The 19,466-nt window shown below is 43.5% G+C and carries 14 protein-coding genes, 1 tRNA gene and 1 rRNA gene; 11 read left to right on the forward strand and 5 right to left on the reverse strand.

All coding sequences use genetic code 11. The features are described 5' to 3' along the window. The first annotated feature begins 85 nt into the window (after positions 1-85). Both A1QO_RS10115 and rrf read left to right on the forward strand, forming a co-directional pair. Positions 86-162: transfer RNA gene (locus A1QO_RS10115), tRNA-Thr, on the forward strand. Positions 163-201: 39 nt separating this feature from the next. Further along, positions 202-317 (forward strand): 5S ribosomal RNA (rrf, locus tag A1QO_RS10120). Between the two features lie 98 nt (positions 318-415). Here rrf and A1QO_RS10125 read toward each other — a convergent pair. The 5 genes from A1QO_RS10125 to leuA all read right to left on the reverse strand — a co-directional run bounded on the left by A1QO_RS10125 (position 416) and on the right by leuA (position 6,165). After that, positions 416-1,195 (reverse strand): DUF547 domain-containing protein, encoded by a 780-nt coding sequence (locus A1QO_RS10125; RefSeq protein ID WP_017039221.1) that lies wholly within the window; start codon positions 1,193-1,195, stop codon positions 416-418. Positions 1,196-1,321: 126 nt separating this feature from the next. Next, on the reverse strand, positions 1,322-1,924 hold the full coding sequence (gene leuD / locus A1QO_RS10130) for a 3-isopropylmalate dehydratase small subunit (protein ID WP_017036545.1): 603 nt from the start codon (positions 1,922-1,924) through the stop codon (positions 1,322-1,324). A 12-nt stretch (positions 1,925-1,936) separates the two neighbouring features. After that, positions 1,937-3,334 carry a 3-isopropylmalate dehydratase large subunit gene (gene leuC, locus A1QO_RS10135; RefSeq protein WP_017038111.1) on the reverse strand — a complete coding sequence of 466 codons (1,398 nt, stop codon included), beginning with the start codon at positions 3,332-3,334 and terminating at the stop codon, positions 1,937-1,939. Between the two features lie 105 nt (positions 3,335-3,439). Beyond that, on the reverse strand, positions 3,440-4,531 hold the full coding sequence (leuB, locus tag A1QO_RS10140) for a 3-isopropylmalate dehydrogenase (RefSeq protein WP_017039222.1): 1,092 nt from the start codon (positions 4,529-4,531) through the stop codon (positions 3,440-3,442). Positions 4,532-4,617: 86 nt separating this feature from the next. Beyond that, positions 4,618-6,165, reverse strand: coding sequence for a 2-isopropylmalate synthase (gene leuA, locus A1QO_RS10145; RefSeq protein WP_017036548.1), 1,548 nt, complete (start codon positions 6,163-6,165; stop codon positions 4,618-4,620). 431 nt (positions 6,166-6,596) lie between these two features. Between leuA and A1QO_RS10150 the strand changes: the two genes are divergently transcribed. The 9 genes from A1QO_RS10150 to ilvN all read left to right on the forward strand — a co-directional run bounded on the left by A1QO_RS10150 (position 6,597) and on the right by ilvN (position 19,450). After that, on the forward strand, positions 6,597-7,241 hold the full coding sequence (locus tag A1QO_RS10150; RefSeq protein WP_017039223.1) for a TetR/AcrR family transcriptional regulator: 645 nt from the start codon (positions 6,597-6,599) through the stop codon (positions 7,239-7,241). A gap of 10 nt (positions 7,242-7,251) precedes the next feature. Then, positions 7,252-8,580 carry an efflux RND transporter periplasmic adaptor subunit gene (locus tag A1QO_RS10155; RefSeq protein WP_017036550.1) on the forward strand — a complete coding sequence of 443 codons (1,329 nt, stop codon included), beginning with the start codon at positions 7,252-7,254 and terminating at the stop codon, positions 8,578-8,580. Then, entirely contained in the window at positions 8,577-11,684 is a 3,108-nt protein-coding gene (locus A1QO_RS10160; protein WP_017038109.1) for an efflux RND transporter permease subunit, read from the forward strand. The genes A1QO_RS10155 and A1QO_RS10160 overlap by 4 nt, the downstream gene beginning before the upstream one ends. A gap of 263 nt (positions 11,685-11,947) precedes the next feature. After that, positions 11,948-12,475, forward strand: coding sequence for a phosphatase PAP2 family protein (locus A1QO_RS10165; RefSeq protein WP_017036552.1), 528 nt, complete (start codon positions 11,948-11,950; stop codon positions 12,473-12,475). A gap of 3 nt (positions 12,476-12,478) precedes the next feature. Beyond that, positions 12,479-13,525: an MJ1255/VC2487 family glycosyltransferase gene (locus A1QO_RS10170; protein ID WP_017038108.1), complete on the forward strand. Its 1,047-nt coding sequence runs from the start codon at positions 12,479-12,481 to the stop codon at positions 13,523-13,525. Positions 13,526-13,877: 352 nt separating this feature from the next. Continuing rightward, complete coding sequence (leuO, locus tag A1QO_RS10175; protein WP_017039224.1) at positions 13,878-14,837, forward strand: transcriptional regulator LeuO; 960 nt, start codon at positions 13,878-13,880, stop codon at positions 14,835-14,837. Between the two features lie 163 nt (positions 14,838-15,000). Then, positions 15,001-16,809 carry an AMP-dependent synthetase/ligase gene (locus A1QO_RS10180; protein ID WP_017036555.1) on the forward strand — a complete coding sequence of 603 codons (1,809 nt, stop codon included), beginning with the start codon at positions 15,001-15,003 and terminating at the stop codon, positions 16,807-16,809. Positions 16,810-17,232: 423 nt separating this feature from the next. Further along, on the forward strand, positions 17,233-18,954 hold the full coding sequence (locus A1QO_RS10185) for an acetolactate synthase 3 large subunit (protein WP_017036556.1): 1,722 nt from the start codon (positions 17,233-17,235) through the stop codon (positions 18,952-18,954). Position 18,955: 1 nt separating this feature from the next. After that, positions 18,956-19,450, forward strand: coding sequence for an acetolactate synthase small subunit (gene ilvN / locus A1QO_RS10190; protein ID WP_026026635.1), 495 nt, complete (start codon positions 18,956-18,958; stop codon positions 19,448-19,450). The last annotated feature ends 16 nt before the right edge of the window (positions 19,451-19,466 follow it).

The following is a 19,466-nucleotide window of genomic DNA, read 5'->3' on the forward strand; positions in this document are numbered from 1 at the left end:
TGAGAGTAGGACATCGCCAGGCTTTAATTTATAAAATAGCCCGTTGTAGAGCGGGCTTTTTTAGTCCTATGGACAAAAAGTTTATGCTGATATAGCTCAGCCCGGTAGAGCGCACCCTTGGTAAGGGTGAGGTCCCCAGTTCGAGTCTGGGTATCAGCACCAGACAAAATGCTAATGTAATAACGTTAGTTAACAGTTTTGTTTGGCGACCATAGCATTGTGGACCCACCTGATTCCATGCCGAACTCAGAAGTGAAACGCAATAGCGCCGATGGTAGTGTGGGGCTTCCCCATGTGAGAGTAGGACATCGCCAGACTTTAATTATTCCTCCGCTTTATAAGCGTTGAGATGAAAAATAAACCTCAGCAGAAATGCTGAGGTTTTTCTATTTAGAACACAGAATATTATCGCCGCCTATTTGCTATTTAGCTGCCAATCGTACTCATAAGTAAGCTTCCCTTTATAGTGGGATAGATCGGGGCGATAGTGACCAAGATGTTTAAATAGTTCCTCTTCAGTACCAAAATCACTTTTAAACCAGTCATAAATCGAAGATAACTGTAGCTTATTTGTTGTTAAGTAAGCGCCTTTGTCGCTATTAATAAATTGATAGGCGGCTTGCTCTAGCAGTACATTGGTGTTGTCAGCTGTTAATGCCATTGGCTGTAGGTTTGGGCATCCTAAACTTGCACAATTTAGCACGTAGTGCGTTCTAGGATCTTGCCAAATCGGCCTAAGGATACGGTGTTCAATGTCATTGAGGGTTAGTTTCTTTCCATCGATAGTGATCACTTCCTGCTCCCAAGGACCAAAGCTAAATAAGCCACCTATCTTGGTTATCGATTTTACTGGGTAATGGTCTAAAACTATATTAGCGGTAATCGCGTTATACAGGTTTACCCAATAGGCATATTGTTCATTTTTAGAGTATTGCTGAGGAGTGACAGATGAGAGTTTCTCAAGGTAGGATTCGAGCTTTTCTTTATCTTCTTTTGATATTGTCGAGTACTTAAAGAGATTGTGTTGTCCTTCGGAAACAACGTATGTATTTAGCAAATCATCCCATTCAGTATGTGTGATTGTTTGATTACTATTTTCATTACTCTTGTTCCAATGTGGCCAAAGCTCTGACTTTGGTGCAGCACTTACGCCAAAAGCTAAAGTGAGTGAAAGTAAGGTGATTATTATTTTCATGTTTTACATCCAGTTAGATTTAGTAATAAGACCTCTATTCGATGAGATTCCTTTCATAAAAAAGGCTGGTTCATGACGACCAGCCTTTGACGATATAGATTCAAGATAATTGGAATGAATTTTTCGTTATTTTAAGAAGCTTGGAATATTCGCTTCATAAGCCGAAATTTTATCTTCATGCTGCAGTGTTAAGCCGATATTATCTAAACCGTTCAGCAGGCAGTGACGACGAAATTCGTCAATTTCAAAATCGTATTCTTTTTCGTTAGCTCTGACTTTCATCGCTTCTAAATCAACTTCGACTTGAGCCCCTTCGTTGGCTTCAACAAATTGAAATATTTCATCGACTTCTTGCTCTGTTAAGCGCACGGGAACCATTTGATTATTGATTGAATTACCGTAGAAAATATCGGCAAAGCTTGGAGCAATCATGGCTTGAATTCCATAGTCAGCCAGTGCCCAAGGCGCGTGTTCACGAGATGAACCACAGCCGAAGTTTTCACGAGCTAATAGAATAGAAGCGCCTTGATAGCGTGGTGCATTCATCACAAACTCTGGGTTTGGTTGCTCACCAGCGTCATCCAAGAATCTCCAATCATGGAAAAGGTTTTTACCAAATCCTAGGCGAGAAACTCTTTGCAAAAACTGTTTTGGGATAATGGCATCAGTATCGATGTTTGCCGTATCTAAAGGAACGACTAAACCTGTATGCTGCTTGAAACCTGACATAAAACTTGCCTCCTAAAGTTCGCGAATATCGATAAAGTGACCAGCGACTGCCGCTGCCGCTGCCATCGCTGGGCTAACTAGGTGAGTACGTCCATCACGACCCTGACGGCCCTCAAAATTACGGTTTGATGTTGATGCACAGCGCTCATGTGGACCTAAGCGGTCATTGTTCATTGCTAGGCACATAGAGCACCCAGGTAAACGCCACTCAAAGCCTGCTTCAATGAATATTTTGTCTAGACCTTCAGCTTCAGCTTGCGCTTTAACTTGTTCTGAACCTGGTACGATAAGCGCCTGGACATGTGAAGCGACTTTGCGGCCTTTTGCAACTTCTGCTGCCGCACGCATGTCTTCGATACGAGAGTTTGTGCAAGAGCCAACGAATACTTTATCAACGTTATAATCAGACAGTGCTTTACCTGCTTCCAGTCCCATATAGGCTAGTGCCTTTTCAGCCGAGGCTCTCTCTACAGGATCTGAAAAACTTTCTGGTGAAGGAATTGGAGTGTCTACTGAAATAACTTGTCCAGGGTTTGTGCCCCAAGTAACTTGTGGCTTGATGTCCGCAGCGTCTAATGTCACAACAGCGTCAAACTGTGCATCTGTATCGGTAGTGAGTGTTTTCCAGTACTCAACAGCCGCATCAAACTCGGCACCTTGTGGTGAGAACTTACGTCCTTTAATGTATTCAAACGTGGTGTCATCCGGCGCGATAAGGCCCGCTTTGGCCCCCAATTCGATAGCCATGTTACACACGGTCATTCGACCTTCCATAGAAAGATCGGTGATCGCTTCACCACAGAATTCAACTACATAGCCTGTACCGCCTGCTGCGGTTGTTTTTCCGATGATAGCGAGAACAATATCTTTAGCCGTAATCCCCGCCGCTACTTTGCCTTTTACTTCGATTTTCATCGTTTTAGCACGAGCTTGCTTTAACGTTTGAGTTGCGAGAACGTGCTCTACTTCAGAGGTGCCGATACCAAATGCTAGTGAACCAAATGCGCCGTGAGTAGCAGTATGCGAGTCACCACAAACAATCGTCATGCCAGGTAGAGTAATGCCTAGCTCAGGCCCCATCACGTGCACGATACCTTGGTATTTATGGTTAAGGTCGTAGAGGGTAACACCGAAGTCTTCACAGTTTTTTGATAGCGTTTCCATCTGGATTTGCGCCATTTTCCCTGAGGCAGTGATGTCTTTGGTTGTTGTTGAAACGTTATGATCCATCGTGGCAAACGTCTTGCTGACTTGGCGAACTTTTCGTCCTTTTTCTCGCAAGCCGTCAAACGCTTGCGGGGAAGTCACTTCGTGAACCAGATGGCGGTCAATATAAAGGATAGGGTTTTCGCCTTCCGCTTCGACAGCTACGTGCGCGTCGTAGACTTTTTCATACAGTGTTTTAGACATTGTTGCTTCCTTTCCTTGTCGCCGTTGTCACTGTGTTATGCCCATAAATCAGAAAAGGTTCGAGTCATGGGCGTTAGCGTACTTAATTGACGACAGTCATTATTATTATGAATTTAAAATATATTCAGCGATCTTATCGCCCATTTCTGAGGTAGTCAGTGCTGGATTGTTGCCAGCAAGATCAGCGGTAAGTTCTCCTGCTGATAGTGCTTTAGAAACGGCGCTTTCAATATCTTGAGCCGCTTCTTCTTCGTTTAAGCTATAACGAAGCATTAACGCAGCAGATAAAATCTGAGCCACTGGGTTTGCAATGTTCTTACCAGCGATATCTGGAGCGCTTCCACCTGCAGGTTCATACAGACCAAATTGGCTTTCATTAAGACTAGCGGATGGCAACATGCCCATAGAGCCTGTAATCATTGCACACTCATCAGAAATGATGTCACCGAAAATGTTCGAGCAAAGCATCACGTCGAATTGAGAAGGATCTTTAATTAACTGCATGGTCGCGTTATCAATATAGATATGAGAAAGCTCGACATCTGGATAGTCTTTGGCAATCTCTTCTACCACTTCACGCCACAATATTGAGCTTTGCAGTACATTGGCTTTATCGACAGAGCATACTTTTTTGCCACGTAGGCGAGCCGACTCAAAGGCAATTTTAGCAATGCGTTCGATTTCAAAACGGTGATAGATTTCAGTATCGAATGCTTTTTCGTTAGCGCCTTCGCCTTCACGGCCTTTAGGTTGCCCAAAGTAAATACCGCCAGTTAATTCACGAACCACGACAATATCAAACCCACGCTCAGAAATATCGGCGCGAAGCGGTGAGAAATTTTCTAGGCCCGTATGAATTTGAGCTGGACGTAAATTACAAAACAGTTGGAAGTGCTTACGTAGCGGGAGCAGTGCGCCACGCTCTGGTTGATCATTAGGCGGAAGGTGTTCCCATTTTGGGCCACCGACAGAGCCAAATAATACCGCGTCAGATTCTTCACAGCCTTTGATAGTGGTTTCTGGAAGTGGGCAGCCATGATTGTCAATCGCAATACCGCCGACATCGTATTCTTCACGAGCGAAGCTGATCGCGTGCTTCTTCTGAATAGCATCAAGTACTTTATGCGCTTGCTGCATGACTTCAGGGCCAATGCCATCACCGGGTAAAATTGCGATTTTGTAATTTTTGTCTGTCATGTTAATCCTTTAAATATATGATGTTTTTGGTTCACGCCTAATAAGGAGCTCTTATTCAGGCATGAACGCATTTATTCTGTTTGGGCTTATACCGTCGCGACTTTATTTTGTTTAATTTCAGCGATTTCATCGGCTCTATGAATGCTATTAATTACGTGCAGTAACGCTTGGCCTGATGCTTCGACGATATCAGTAGAAATACCGGTTCCGTGGTATTTCCTGCCTTTATAGTTGGCGATGATGTCAGCTTGACCTAAACCATCTTCCCCTTCACCTTTCGCGGTTAGGTCAAATTTATCTAGCACAATATCATAACCTGTAACTCGATAGATACACTGGTAAAGAGCGTCAACAGGGCCGTTACCAACCGCGGCTTCTGATGTCTCTTTATCGCCACAAAGCATCTTAATACTCGTTGTAGCCATGACACTGCCAGACTGAACACTTAGATAGTTCAACTTGAAGAAGTCGTCTTCTTCACGAAGGTTTGAGAAGTGGACCAATGCTTCCAAATCGTAATCAAAGACTTGGCCTTTGCGATCGGCCAATTTTAAGAAGTCTTCATACAAAGCATCTAGGCTGTATTCTTCGTCTTTATATCCCATAGAGTCCATGTGGTTCTTTACTGCCGCACGGCCACTTCGACTGGTAAGGTTTAATGCCTTGTTCTTCAGACCAATAGACTCAGGGGTCATGATTTCATAAGTGTTCTTATTCTTAATCATACCGTCTTGGTGAATACCTGAGGAGTGACTAAAGGCATTGGCGCCAACAATCGCTTTGTTGTCTTGTATCGGCATATTACAAAGTTGGCTAACCAGTTTGCTGGTGCGGTGAATTTCATCGTGTTTTAGGCCCGTATGAACACCTAGCAATTCCTCGCGAGTCTTGATGATCATGGCTATTTCTTCTAATGAGCAATTACCTGCACGCTCACCGATACCGTTAATGGTTCCCTCAACTTGGCGAGCACCCGCTTGGACAGCTGAAATTGAGTTGGCAACAGACATACCCAAGTCATCATGACAGTGTACCGATATGATTGCTTTATCAATATTAGGTACGCGGTTGAACAGTGTTTGAATAATGCCACCAAATTCATTCGGTACCGTGTAGCCAACCGTATCGGGAATATTAATGGTGTTTGCCCCTGCGTTGATCGCAGCTTCTACCATGCGGCAAAGGTCGTCAATCGGTGTTCGCCCTGCATCTTCACACGAAAACTCGACGTCATCGGTGTATTTACGAGCATGTTTAACCGCTTTTACCCCCATTTCAACGACGTCATCATAGCTACGACGCAATTTATCTTGCACGTGAATCGTCGAGGTTGAAATGAAAGTATGAATACGAAACGCTTCGGCCACTTTCAATGCTTCTGCTGCTGCATCTATGTCTTTTGCAACGGCTCTAGAAAGACCACAGATGCGGCTATTCTTGATGTGACGAGCGATGGTTTGAACAGATTCAAAATCACCCGGAGAGGACACAGGGAAACCAGCTTCTATCACATCAACACCAAGGCGTTCGAGTGCGTAAGCAATTTGCAGTTTCTCTTTAACGGTCAAACTTGCTGACAATGCTTGCTCACCATCACGTAACGTGGTGTCGAATATAATGACCTGATTACTCATATTTGCTTCCTTAGTGATTAGACGTCTTAGCGTCAGTTAATCGTTTACTTCCAGTCCATAACTACAAAAAAACCCGCATCTCAGTGCGGGCTTTTGGAATTCTTGTGTGGCTAATTTTCTTCCATGACCTACCCGCGCGATTGTTTCACGATAAGGAGGAGGTTGAGCAGGATAGAAAATTGCTTTGTCATTGTTAACTGCTTCCTATAGAGAGTTAAAGAAACCACAAAATTAAGTTAACAAATTAGTACCGCACTCCAGTTACAACGTCAACCATTAAGTTGATTTTTTACTCATATCGGATCAGTTAGCCACTGAAATTGCGAAGATCCATAAATTAATCAAATGATGAACTTGTGATTAATTATTAACCTATCGGTTGCGATTTTATCTGCCTATAATTAATCGGTTGATTAATATGTGGGATAACCATGAGCAATAGCGAGAGAAAAGTAGGGCGACCGCGTCAAGACACTGAGTCGAGAGATAAGCTTTTAGCGAGTGCGCAAGAATTATTCACGTTGATGTCTTATGACAAAGTGTCCACTCGAAAAATAGCGGATAAAGCCGGTGTCAATATTGCGATGATTCGCTACTACTTTGGCAATAAAGAAGGACTGTTTGAAGCGATGTTGCGTGATGCTTTATCACCGATGCGTCAGCAAATGAGCAAGCTGGTTAAAGACAGTACTCATAAAAATCTGATTGACCTGATGCGAACCTATTATCAGGTCATGATTAAAACCCCTAAGCTGCCTCGTTTAATCGTCCAAGTCATGAATATGCCCGCCAATGACTCTCAGCGCCAATTAGTCGAAAAAGTGTTTTTAGATATTACTCAACCAATGCAAGTAATTATCTTTGATAAGTTATTGTCTAGCGGGGTTATTCGCTCAGAAATGGATGCTAAACTGTGTCGGTTTTCCTACATCAGTTTAATGGTTTTTCCTTTTCTTGCGCCTCCTGCCATGCTTCGTTTACATGGTGTTGAACTGAATGCTGATTTCTTGTCTCAATTATTTGAGCACAATATAAAACTCATTACTCAGGGATTCCTAACCCCTGACGTTATATAAGGACATAAGAATGGCCGTAAATCGTAAGTTTTTGTTTATTCCTGCTGTCATCATTGGCGTTGTCGTGTTGGTCCTGGCGATTAAAATGAAGCCATCATTACCCGTTAAGCCAGCACAGGATCGTGCACGCTTAGTCGAAACGATACCGCTTCAATTAACGTCCATGGCGCCACTGGCTATAGGGTTTGGTAAAGTGCTGCCAAAAGTGGAATGGTCAGCCATTTCAGAGGTCACGGGTAAGGTTGTGTACCGTCATCCAAACCTTGAAAAAGGACAGATAATCCCAGCAGGGACAGAAGTCTTACGAATCGACCCTCTCGATTATGAATTGAAGCTGGTACAGGCGGAAGCCGATTATAAATCGAGTAAAACGTCACTGACTAAGCTGAATTTAGATGAAAAGAATCTTAAGCAGACGTTAGATATCGAAAAGAATCGTTTGAAGATTGCCAACACCGAACTTCAGCGAAAACTCGACTTGCGTAAAAAAGGCTTAACATCACAGTCGGATGTGGATCAGCAAAAACAGAGTAGTCTATCGCAGCAAAAGCTGGTGCTCGATATAGAACATCAATTGATCACCATGCCTGATGATAGAAGGGTAGCGGAAGCAGCGGTGAAGGTTGCGGCTGCAAAGGTACAAGAAGCTCAGAGGCTATTAGCGAAAACTTCCATTGTATTGCCGCAAAACTTACGCATTGCCGAAGTCGATATTGAACAGCAGCAAGTGGTGAATCAACAACAAACAATGATCATCGCTCACGGTATCGATGTCATGGAAGTAGAAGCACAACTCTCTATACACGACTTGCAAACCTTGGCATCAACATTGGGTGAATTTAGCCGCAATGAATCGGGTATCCCTCAAGCCGACTTGGCTTTTCCAAAAGCCACTATTGAGCTAAATAGTGGCAGTTTGAACGTCACCTGGCCTGCTAAAGTGGCAAGGGTCAGTGAAACGGTCGATTATAATCAAGCGACGGCCGGGGTGATTTTGGAGATTCAACAAAACTACAAAGATCTTACCCCCACTTCAGTTCCTCCTTTAGTCAATGGCATGTTCGTAAAGGCTTCAATAGAAGGGCAGGCTAACCCAAGTTGGGTGATTCCAGAAAGAGCCCTACACGGTAATCGCATCTATCTAAAAGATGATGACAATCGCTTGGTGATCAAAACCATAGAGGTACTTTACCGTCGCGACAACCATGTGATCATCGACGGTGATATTGAGCATGGACAACGATTGATTTTGAACGATTTATTGCCCGCAATCGAAGGAATGCAACTCAAAGAGCTGGAACAAAAATCAGCCCCAAAGATCGAGGAATCTGAACGATGATTCGCTTTTTCTCGCGCCACCCTACGGCCGCTAATCTACTGATGCTTGCGTTACTTATATTGGGTATTTCAAGTCTATCTACCATTAAACGCGAAACATTCCCTGAATTTTCGCCCCCTTATATTATGGCCGCCGTTGTTTACCCTGGCGCTTCCCCTCAAGAAGTGGAAGAGAGTATCTGTGTCCGAATGGAAGACGCTGTGGATGGCTTAGCGAACATTGAAGAAACTCGATGTGAAGCGATAGAAGGATCCGCTCGGTTAATACTCAAGTTGGGCAGTAAAGCCGACATCGGCCGTATGCTGGTGGATGTGCAAACTCAGATCAATGCCATCAATGACTTTCCTGAAGAAATTGAATCACCAATGGTTCAAGAGCTCGATTGGAACGAGCCTGTGGTTGATATCGCTATTTCTGCTAATACCACTTGGCCTGAACTAAAAGACTACGCCGAAAAGTTAAAGCGAACCTTGAAGCTTGATTATGATGTTTCTCTGGTTGAGGTGAGCGGCTTTTCTGATCATCAGTTTCGTGTGGAGTTAGATTTGCAAGCCGTAAGGCAGTTGGGGATCAGCGTAGGGGATATTGCCGATCAAATAAAACGTCAGAATGTGAAATTGCCAAGCGGTAATGTAGAAACCACCGATAAGAACTTTCTGATTCGATTCGATGAAAGACGCATTAGCCCGCTCGAACTAGAAAGCATCGTCGTTGGTTCTGGGCCTAATGGGTCATTAATTCGTTTAAAAGATATTGCCACGATCACCGATCAGTTCGAGTTAGATGAGCAAAAAGTCTATTTTAATGGTCATCCTTCTGCGATGTTAAAGGTGAGTAAGAACAAGGAAGATGATGCCCTTAGAATCAAAGATAGAGTGTCTGAATTTGTTGCGCATCAGCAATTGATTGCTCCCGATGGAGTGACACTCGAGTTGACTAACGATCTGTCATCACTGTTATGGGATCGCCTGACGATGATGACCAGTAATGGCTGGCAAGGGATCGTCTTGGTGTTTGCGACCATGTGGCTATTTTTCAGCTTTCGCTACTCCTTTTGGGTTGCAGCCGGGCTACCCGTTGCGTTTTTAGGTGGGCTATTTTTAATGGCCAACCTCGGTTTATCCATCAATATTATGTCTTTAGTCGGGCTGCTCATGGCCATCGGGATCATGATGGATGACGCTATCGTGATTGCAGAATCGGTGGCATCGCATCTCGACAAAGGTCAAAGCGTTGATGAAGCCGTTATCAATGGCGTAAAAAAGGTGTTTCCCGGGGTGCTTTCCTCTTTTTTAACCACCATTTGTATTTTTGGTAGCTTACTGTTTATTGAAGGAGAGATGGGCGCGGTGTTAAAAGCGGTGCCACAAGTGCTGATCTTAGTGTTGGTATTAAGTTTGGTGGAAGCTTTTCTGATTCTTCCTAATCACCTGTCTCATTCGCTTCATAATCAGAAGAATGAGCGAGAGCCTGCGAAGTTTAAAAAAGCCCTGTTAGAAAAGTTTGAGCAATTTCGTAATAAACAGCTGGTTAATGCCGTCACCAAAGTGGTTGAGTATCGCTACGCGTTTTTGGGAAGCGTTGTCGCATTAATGCTGATCTCTGTCGCAACCATTGCTGGAGGCGCGCTCAAGTTTCAACCCTTCCCGGATTTAGATGGCGATATCGCAGAGGCTCGAGTCATCCTGCCGCCGGGCGCATCGTTGTCTCAAACTGAGCGAGTGGTGGATACTATTGTCGCTTCAGCCGAGCGTCTTAATGCTCAATTGAGCGAGGATGCCGAAAATGGTGAGCCGCTGGTTATCAATATCACGACTCAATTCAACGTCAATGCGGATGCGAATGAATCCGGTCCCCATTTAGCTACCGTTCGGCTTGATCTTCTTAGCGCTGAGATTCGAAATACGCTCATTGACGATTTTATTTCAGCCTGGAGAGAAGATGTCGGAGAGCTCGCCGATCCTGTCTCTCTGGTCTTTAAACAACCGACAATGGGCCCTGGTGGACGAGCCATTGATATTCGAATCAAGCACGATGATCTTGACGAGCTTAAAGCGGCGTCGATTGATATTCAGCAATATCTGAATCAATTTTCTGGTGTATCCGGTGTGTTAGATGACATGCGCATGGGTAAAGAAGAGATACTGGTTAAACTGAGACCCGGTGCTGAGACTTATGGTGTGAATGGCCAAATGATAGCGAGTCAACTGCGTGCGGCCTTCTTTGGTCAAACGGCCGATGAAATTCAAGTCGGGGTTGAAAATATCAGCATTGAGGTTCGCCTTAATAAAGTCGAAGCGGGTGACCTACAACAGCTATCCAATTTCCCCATTTTCTTAGCTGACGGAAACCAAGTGCCACTGGCGACCATCGCAACCCTCGATTTTCAGCGTAACTACGTTCGGATTCAGCGAATCGATGGCTTGCGAACGGTCAGTATCTTTGGTGATATTGATAATAACAAAACCAGTTCATCGGCCATTGTGGCTCAATTTAGACAGGAGATGGCACCCAAATTATTAGAAAAATACCAAGGATTGCGCTTTGATTTTGAAGGTGAAGCCAAAGATGCAGCGAAGACAGGGGCTTCGATGGGGAAAGGGTTCCTACTTGGGCTATTTGGCGTTTTTGCCATCTTAAGTTACCAATTCCGTAGCTATTTAGAGCCTTTCGTTGTGATGCTAGCGATTCCTTTGGCCTTTATCGGCGTTGTCTGGGGGCATTTAATCTTAGGGTATTCGCTCAGTATGCCCAGTCTCATGGGGTTTGTTTCACTGGCTGGCATCGTCGTGAATGACTCTATTTTATTGGTGCAGTATATTCGCCATCACGTCGATGAAGGAGACTCGGTTCATCAGTCTGTTGTTAAAGCGAGTCAAGAGCGCTTTCGTGCGGTGTTTTTAACATCAATGACAACCGCGGCCGGGTTGTTACCCTTGTTGACGGAAACCAGCTTGCAAGCTCAGGTTATTCAACCTTTGGTCGTTTCGATTGTGTTTGGTATTTTTGCTTCAACGCTCTTAGTGCTATTCATGATACCGGCGTCTTATGCTGTGCTGGCGGATTTTGGTTTGGTGCATAAGCATGAATCATTAGACGCTTAAAAGAGATAAAGAGATAAGCAAGTAAAACTGTATCGACAGGGCATTCATTTAATGCCCTGTTTTTTTCCTATTGCATTGTCACGAATAGAATCCTACCTGACCTTCAAATACGGTTGACTACGACAAAGAGCCAATCACAGCAATCTTCATCCTATCTAAAATAAAACGTCACCCAGTTGTCATTTAACTTGCTTAGCTTGGTTTAACACACAGTGTTATCAGCCAAGGTTACCAACCAAGGTTAACCAATAAAGGGAGTCATGATGCGCAGTTTTGAATCGGTTACTAAATTTGATTTGGCTTTTTCTGCTTTCTGCCTTGATCACCGCTTTTCATATCAAGTGGCGAGGATCAGTAAAGCAATATCGCACAGTGGAGACGGTCATCTCTACGTCATTTTCGGTCTCATTGCCTATTTCTATGGGGGCGCCAATGGAGAAATGTTTTTTTGGAGTATCATCTTTGCGTTTGCAATTGAATTGCCGTTGTACTGGATAATGAAAAATAGCGTCAAACGAAAGCGGCCAGATGAGCTCGTGCCATACATTGCCGCTTTCATTACACCTTCTGATCGCTATAGCTTGCCTTCTGGGCACACCGCCGCTGGTTTTTTGATCGCCACACTCATCGGGCATTATTATCCGGAGCTCGTGCCTTTTGCGTTGGCGTGGGCATGTTTAATTGGCGCGTCGCGAGTGTTACTTGGCGTCCACTTCCTAACGGATATTGTTGTTGGTGCGTTGCTGGGAATAGGCAGTGCACAACTCATTCTTACTGTGGCGGGAGTGTAGTTGATGAAAATTTTATACGGCGTACAAGGGACGGGGAACGGTCATATTGCCAGAGCTAGAGCCATGAGCGCGGCACTCAAAGCACGAGGTCTTGATGTTGACTACTTATTTTCAGGTAGGGACAAGAATACATACTTTTCGATGGAAGCATTTGGATCTTATCAAACTCGAAAAGGGTTAACGTTTTCAACTGAAAATGGGCAGGTGAGTTATTTAAAGACAGTTAAGAACAATAATGTGTTGGAGCTTATTGATGAAATCAAACGACTAGACCTGTCAAAGTATGATTTGATTTTGAATGATTTCGAACCCATCACGGCCTGGGCGGCAAAATGGCAGAATAAAACCTGCATCAGCATTAGCCACCAGAATGCTTTTCGCTATAGCGTGCCACTTAAAGGAGCGAGCTGGTTTGATAAACAACTGATTCACCATTTTGCTCCTTCAGATTATGCCATTGGACTCCATTGGTATCACTTTGAGCAGCCGATTCTTCCCCCTATAGTGCATTCAATCCATTGCCCCAGTGAGCAAGGGAACTTCATATTGGTCTATCTGCCATTCGAAAATAGCGATGAAATTTGTAATTTATTGTTTCGTTTTTCGAGTTATCAGTTTGTTTGTTTTCACCCTGACGTTAACAAGGCTGAAACAATTGAGAATGTGGAGTTGCAGCCTTTGTCCCATGAAAGTTTTCAATCGTATCTGCATGGTTGTAATGGTGTCATCGCGAATGGTGGCTTTGAGCTTCCCTCAGAAGCGTTAACTTTGGGTAAAAAGTTGCTCTTAAAGCCATTATCGGGACAATTCGAACAGCAAAGCAATGTTGCTACTCTCGATAGTTTAGGATTGGCGACGAGCATGGAGTTTTTAGATGCGTCTAAGGTACGGGTGTGGCTTGATGAAAAGCCCGGCGAAAAAGTCAACTATCCCGATGTAGCACAAGCAATAGCGGAATGGGTGCATAAAGGACGCTGGGATACTCAAGATTTATTGTGCCGGTCTTTATGGGAGAAAGTGGATTTTCCCAGTTATGTTTCAAATTTATAACTAATTATAACTCTAGTGTATCGTTTTATCTGACCAATGATATGCCGTGCAAATGTAACAGTATATTAACGGGCTCATTGATAGGTCTGGTCAATATTAACTATAAAAACCATAAAACCCCCGTTTTATGGTTTTTTATGTATTGTCTAACATCATGTTTTACAATGTTTTTTATTTATATAAGATAAAATTAACTGATTAATTGTCAATCGAGTTGCTAATCATTGATTAATTCGCAGATAGTAATTGTCAGCTAGGAAGTATCTAAGAAATGAATAATAGCGATGGGGCTTATATTTCTTTTCGTACTAATTATAAATGTTGACGATAACGAGACAAAGAGGCGTGCCCGATGTTAGATAAAAAAGACGCGATGAGTGCAATTGCAAGCTACAGAATGGAAAGTACTTTACGCGGGGTAGATTTGAATCTGCTCACTGTGTTTGATGCCGTAATGCAAGAACAAAACATTACAAGAGCAGCACATAACTTAGGGATGTCTCAACCAGCGGTGAGTAATGCCGTTGCACGTCTAAAAGTGATGTTTAATGATGAGCTATTTATGCGCCAAGGCCGAGGCATTCAGCCAACACAACGTGCTCGTCAACTTTTTGGTCCAATTCGTCAAGCGCTTCAACTTATTCGTAATGAGCTACCTAGCTCTGTGTTTTCACCAGAAACATCAACGCGCCTATTTAAACTCGCGATTTGTAGCCCTTGTGATATGCGCTTTGCTCCTAAGATTATGTCAACCGTTCATGAGCAAGCACCGAATGTTAAGCTTCATTTAGATGCCGAGTTTGACCGCAAGCTTGCTGAGCGTATGCGTTACCAAGAGATTGATTTTGTTATCGATTATGCTCGATTCGACGAGCAGGGTTTCTCTAGTACTGAAATATTCCAAGATGAATTGGTTGTTGTTGCCTCGACAGCTCATGCTCGCATTCAAGGTACAGTTTCTGTTGACGAATTAATGATTGAAAAGCACGCTAAATTGTCGAAAATTCACGGCCAACGTAGTTTCTCTGAGCAAGCGTATCGAGATCTCGACTGCCAACCTTATTATGAAGGCACGAGCTTAAGTAACGTTCTTTACGTTGTCGGCCAATCAGAGTTAGTCACGATTGCTCCTCGTTGGATGGTTGAAAACGCGGCGAACCGAGAGCAGCTTCAAATCATCGATTTCCCGTTTGAGAACGCCAATATCAGCGGCTTCCTTAGCTGGCACGAATCAAGTGAAAAAGACAAAGGCCACATTTGGTTCCGTGACCAACTTATGATGATTTGCGGTGAAGTTGTTGCATTGAAATAATTCAATACAAATTGATAACAAAACCTTGAGCTGATTGAGTCAGTTCAAGGTTTTTTATTATCGAATAATTGATAACTTTGAAGTGAGTCAGTTGCCTTTTTTTAACTGGAATGTACACTTGTCCGCTCAAATAGCTTACATGTGTAAGCCAAAGGTAAAAGACATGGCCAATTTAGATTTTCACATCATCAAATGTATTAGAGAGCAAATTGCAAAAGGCGGCGATCGTATCGCGCTTAAACATAAAGTTAATACCAACTGGAACGGAATTAGCTGGAAGCAATTTGGTCAGCAAATGGATTCATTATCCCTTGCTTTATTGGCTCACGGACTGAGAATTCAAGATAAGGTTGGCATCTTTGCCAACAACATGCCTCAATGGACGATAGCAGATTTTGCCGCACTGCAAATTCGCTCTGTATCGGTGCCTATCTACCCGACCAATACAGCTGCCCAAGCTTCATATATTATTCAAGACGCCGATGTGCGTATTTTGTTTGTCGGTGAACAAGAACAGTTTGATGCAGCCATTGGCTTGTTCGATGACTGCGAACAGCTAGAACTCATCGTGGCTATGTCCGATGATATTAACGTTGGTGAACTTGATTTCGCGATAAGCTGGCATGATTTCCTAGCAAAAGGCAGCGATGCTCACCAAGCAGAACTCAATCAACGTGTTAGTGATATCAGCTTAGATGATTTACTTACCCTAATTTATACCTCCGGGACCACGGGCCAGCCTAAAGGTGTGATGCTCGATTACGCGAACATCGCGGCTCAATTAGAAGGGCATGATGAACGATTGAGTTTAACTCAAGAAGATGTGTCATTGGCTTTCTTACCCTTGTCACACGTGTTTGAGCGCGCTTGGACATTCTATGTATTATACAAGGGCGCCACTAACTGTTACTTGAAAGACACCATGCAAGTAAAAGATGCGTTAGGTGATATTCAGCCAACCGTCATGTGTGCGGTCCCACGTTTCTACGAGAAGATATTCTCCGCCATTCATGAGAAAGTATCCAAAGCGCCCTTTATCCGTAAGGTGTTATTCACCTGGGCGGTAAACATGGGTGCGAAGATGTCACTTTGCCATCAGGAAGGCCGTGAGCCCTCGTTGATGTTGAGAAAATCCCATCAGCTAGCAGACAAACTGGTGCTTTCAAAACTGCGTTTATTGCTGGGTGGTCGAATCAGCTTTATGCCGTGCGGCGGAGCAAAACTGGATGAAACCATAGGCCGATTTTTCCACGCTATTGGTATCAACGTTAAACTTGGTTACGGCATGACAGAAACTACGGCGACGGTTTCATGCTGGGATGATCAGTGTTTCAACCCAGACTCCATTGGTATGTCGATGCCGGGCGCTCAAGTTAAAATTGGTGAGAACAACGAAATTTTAGTTCGCGGTCCAATGGTTATGCGTGGCTACTATAAAATGCCAGAAGAGACCGAGAAAACATTCGATGAACAGGGCTTCTTAAAAACCGGTGATGCGGGCCATATTGATGAGCATGGCAACGTCTTTATTACTGATCGCATTAAAGAACTAATGAAAACCTCTAACGGTAAATACATTGCACCGCAAATGATCGAGGGCACCATAGGTAAAGATCATTATATCGAACAGATTGCAGTGATTGCCGACACGCGTAAATTTGTGTCTGCTTTAATTGTCCCTTGTTTTGATACACTGGAAGAGTATGCCAAAGAGCTGAACATCAAATACCACGATCGTATTGAGTTGGTTAAGCATCATAAAATTGTCGAGATGTTTGAGAGCCGAGTCAGTGGTCTGCAAGATGAGTTAGCGAAATTTGAGCAAGTCAAAAAGTTCAAGTTGTTGCCAAAAGCGTTTTCTATGAACAGCGGAGAGTTAACCCCAACTCAGAAACTGCGTAGAAAAGTGATTAGCGATAAGTACCAAGATGAAATTGAAGAAATGTACACAGAAGTTAAGAAAGATAAGTGATTTCTTAATGAGATAATTTTTGACTTGTTTAAAAAACCTCCATGCGGCAGTAAAAATTGTTGGTGGAGGTTTTTTTATACCATAAGCATTCTTTTATTCTATTTTTATCATCGCAAATAAAGAATTATACGCTTTTATTTCTATAACCTCGGTCACTTAAGCCGTTAAAGTTTTATTTGATGGTTTTTTAAACCTAAATTTTCGCATTATATAGACGATTTCGTTTATCTCGATCTTTATCGCATTAGATCCTTTGCTAATAAAACGTTACAGTTGTTGAGATTCTTGTGCTTGAGTATTACAAGTCAAGACATAGCCAAAAAGTATGACAACTGGAATTAGGCTACAAATAAGCCCTAGACTATGCAAAACCCAGCTAATTGATAGACCAAATCAAGGTAGCGATGGGAAAGGAGAAAGAGTATGGAAAATTTATCTGGTGCTGAGATGGTGGTTCAATCTCTGATCGAAGAAGGTGTCGAGCAGATTTTTGGTTACCCCGGCGGATCGGTGTTAGACATTTATGATGCCTTGCATGCAAAATCCGATGAGATTAGACATGTTTTGGTGCGTCATGAGCAGGCGGCAACCCACATGGCTGATGGCTATACGCGCGCGACAGGGAAGCCTGGTGTTGTGTTGGTGTGTTCAGGCCCTGGAGCCACAAATACGGTGACGGGTATTGCTACTGCCTATATGGATTCCATTCCAATGATTGTTATCTCAGGTAACGTCCCACGTAACTTAATTGGTAACGATGCCTTTCAAGAGTGTGACATTGTTGGCGTTTCTCGCCCAATCGTGAAGCACAGTTTCTTGGTGAAAAATACCGAAGAAATCCCAGAAGTAATGAAGAAGGCCTTCTACATTTCGACAACAGGACGACCAGGCCCTGTGGTTATCGATCTTCCCAAAGATGTGATGAGCCCTCTGAATAAACTGCCTTATGAGTACCCTAAATCAATCAACTTACGTTCTTATAACCCAACAATAACGGGCCATAAAGGCCAGATTAAAAAAGCACTTAAAGCACTATTAGCGGCTAAAAAGCCGGTTATGTATGTGGGTGGTGGTGCGATCATTTCAGAAGCTGATCAACAATTACTCAAGCTATCAGAAGCGTTGAACCTTCCGGTGGTCAGCACTTTGATGGGCTTAGGTGCTTTCCCGGGGACTCACAAGAACGCTCTCGGTATGCTAGGTATGCATGGCCTTTATGAAGCGAATATGGCGATGCATAATGCAGACCTAATTTTTGGTATTGGGGTTCGTTTTGATGATCGAACCACCAATAACCTCGATAAATACTGTCCAAACGCCAAGATCATGCATATTGATATTGATCCATCATCAATATCTAAGAATGTAAAAGTGGATCTGCCGATAGTCGGCTCTGCTGAAAAAGTGCTTGAGAGCATGCTAGCCATCTTAGAAGAGCAGAGTGGCACGAATGACTCGGAAGCGATCGATCGCTGGTGGAGTGAGATTCAGGTATGGCGAGATCGTCAGTGTCTGTCCTATGAGAAACAGCCCGATCGTATTAAGCCTCAGCAAGTGATTGAAACCCTGCATAAATTGACCAATGGCGATGCGTATGTTGCTTCTGATGTAGGCCAACATCAAATGTTTGCAGCTCTCTATTACCCGTTTAACAAGCCGCGTCGTTGGATTAACTCTGGCGGTTTAGGCACGATGGGCTTTGGTTTACCGGCCGGCATGGGGGTGAAATTTGCGAAGCCAGACGAAGAGGTGGTGATTGTTACCGGTGATGGCAGCATTCAAATGAATATTCAAGAGCTTTCAACTGCCCTTCAATACGATATTCCCGTGAAGATCATTAACCTAAACAACCGTTTCTTAGGCATGGTTAAACAGTGGCAAGATATTGTTTACCAAGGTCGTCATTCAAATTCATACATGGATTCTGTGCCTGATTTTGCTGCGATTGCAGAAGCGTATGGTCATGTTGGTATACGTATCACTTCACCAGATGAGCTAGAGTCGGGAATGAAAAAAGCACTGGATATGAAAGATCGCCTAGTGTTTGTTGATATTACCGTGGATGAAACAGAGCATGTTTACCCGATGCAAATTCGTGGAGAGGGTATGGACAATATGTGGCTAAGCAGAACGGAGAGAACATAATATGAGACATATTCTTTCAATATTAATGGAAAACCAAGCGGGTGCTTTATCTCGTGTCGTTGGTTTGTTTTCTCAACGTGGCTATAACATTGAATCGTTGACGGTTTCACCTACTAATGATGAAACTCTGTCGCGCCTTAACATCACAACCGAATCGACCGAGATGCAATTAGAGCAGATTCAAAAGCAACTGCATAAGCTGATTGATGTCTTAAAGGTACAGGAGGTCACGGAGCTTGAGCATATTGAGCGTGAATTAATGATGGTGAAGGTCAAAGCCAGTGGTTTTGCTCGCGCTGAAGTGAAGCGCACCGCGGATATTTTCCGTGGTCAGATCGTGGATGTTACCGCTTCCCAATATACGGTCCAGCTAACAGGAACCAGTGAAAAGTTGGATGCCTTCATCAAGGCGCTTTCTGAAGTCACCGATGTGATTGAAGTAGCTCGAAGTGGCGTGGTGGGTATTGCTCGTGGAGAGCGTGCTTTGAGAGTGTAGCCGTACGTTTTATTTG

It is taken from the genome of Vibrio genomosp. F10 str. ZF-129, assembly GCF_000287055.2.
Classification (GTDB): Bacteria; Pseudomonadota; Gammaproteobacteria; order Enterobacterales; family Vibrionaceae; genus Vibrio.

Excerpts from the sequence above, each read along its gene's own strand:
- A1QO_RS10125 (WP_017039221.1), bottom strand. The coding sequence starts at position 1,195 with ATGAAAATAATAATCACCTTACTTTCACTCACTTTAGCTTTTGGCGTA.
- leuD (WP_017036545.1), bottom strand. The coding sequence starts at position 1,924 with ATGTCAGGTTTCAAGCAGCATACAGGTTTAGTCGTTCCTTTAGATACG.
- leuC (WP_017038111.1), bottom strand. The coding sequence starts at position 3,334 with ATGTCTAAAACACTGTATGAAAAAGTCTACGACGCGCACGTAGCTGTC.
- leuB (WP_017039222.1), bottom strand. The coding sequence starts at position 4,531 with ATGACAGACAAAAATTACAAAATCGCAATTTTACCCGGTGATGGCATT.
- leuA (WP_017036548.1), bottom strand. The coding sequence starts at position 6,165 with ATGAGTAATCAGGTCATTATATTCGACACCACGTTACGTGATGGTGAG.
- A1QO_RS10150 (WP_017039223.1), top strand. The coding sequence starts at position 6,597 with ATGAGCAATAGCGAGAGAAAAGTAGGGCGACCGCGTCAAGACACTGAG.
- A1QO_RS10155 (WP_017036550.1), top strand. The coding sequence starts at position 7,252 with ATGGCCGTAAATCGTAAGTTTTTGTTTATTCCTGCTGTCATCATTGGC.
- A1QO_RS10160 (WP_017038109.1), top strand. The coding sequence starts at position 8,577 with ATGATTCGCTTTTTCTCGCGCCACCCTACGGCCGCTAATCTACTGATG.
- A1QO_RS10165 (WP_017036552.1), top strand. The coding sequence starts at position 11,948 with ATGCGCAGTTTTGAATCGGTTACTAAATTTGATTTGGCTTTTTCTGCT.
- A1QO_RS10170 (WP_017038108.1), top strand. The coding sequence starts at position 12,479 with ATGAAAATTTTATACGGCGTACAAGGGACGGGGAACGGTCATATTGCC.
- leuO (WP_017039224.1), top strand. The coding sequence starts at position 13,878 with ATGTTAGATAAAAAAGACGCGATGAGTGCAATTGCAAGCTACAGAATG.
- A1QO_RS10180 (WP_017036555.1), top strand. The coding sequence starts at position 15,001 with ATGGCCAATTTAGATTTTCACATCATCAAATGTATTAGAGAGCAAATT.
- A1QO_RS10185 (WP_017036556.1), top strand. The coding sequence starts at position 17,233 with ATGGAAAATTTATCTGGTGCTGAGATGGTGGTTCAATCTCTGATCGAA.
- ilvN (WP_026026635.1), top strand. The coding sequence starts at position 18,956 with ATGAGACATATTCTTTCAATATTAATGGAAAACCAAGCGGGTGCTTTA.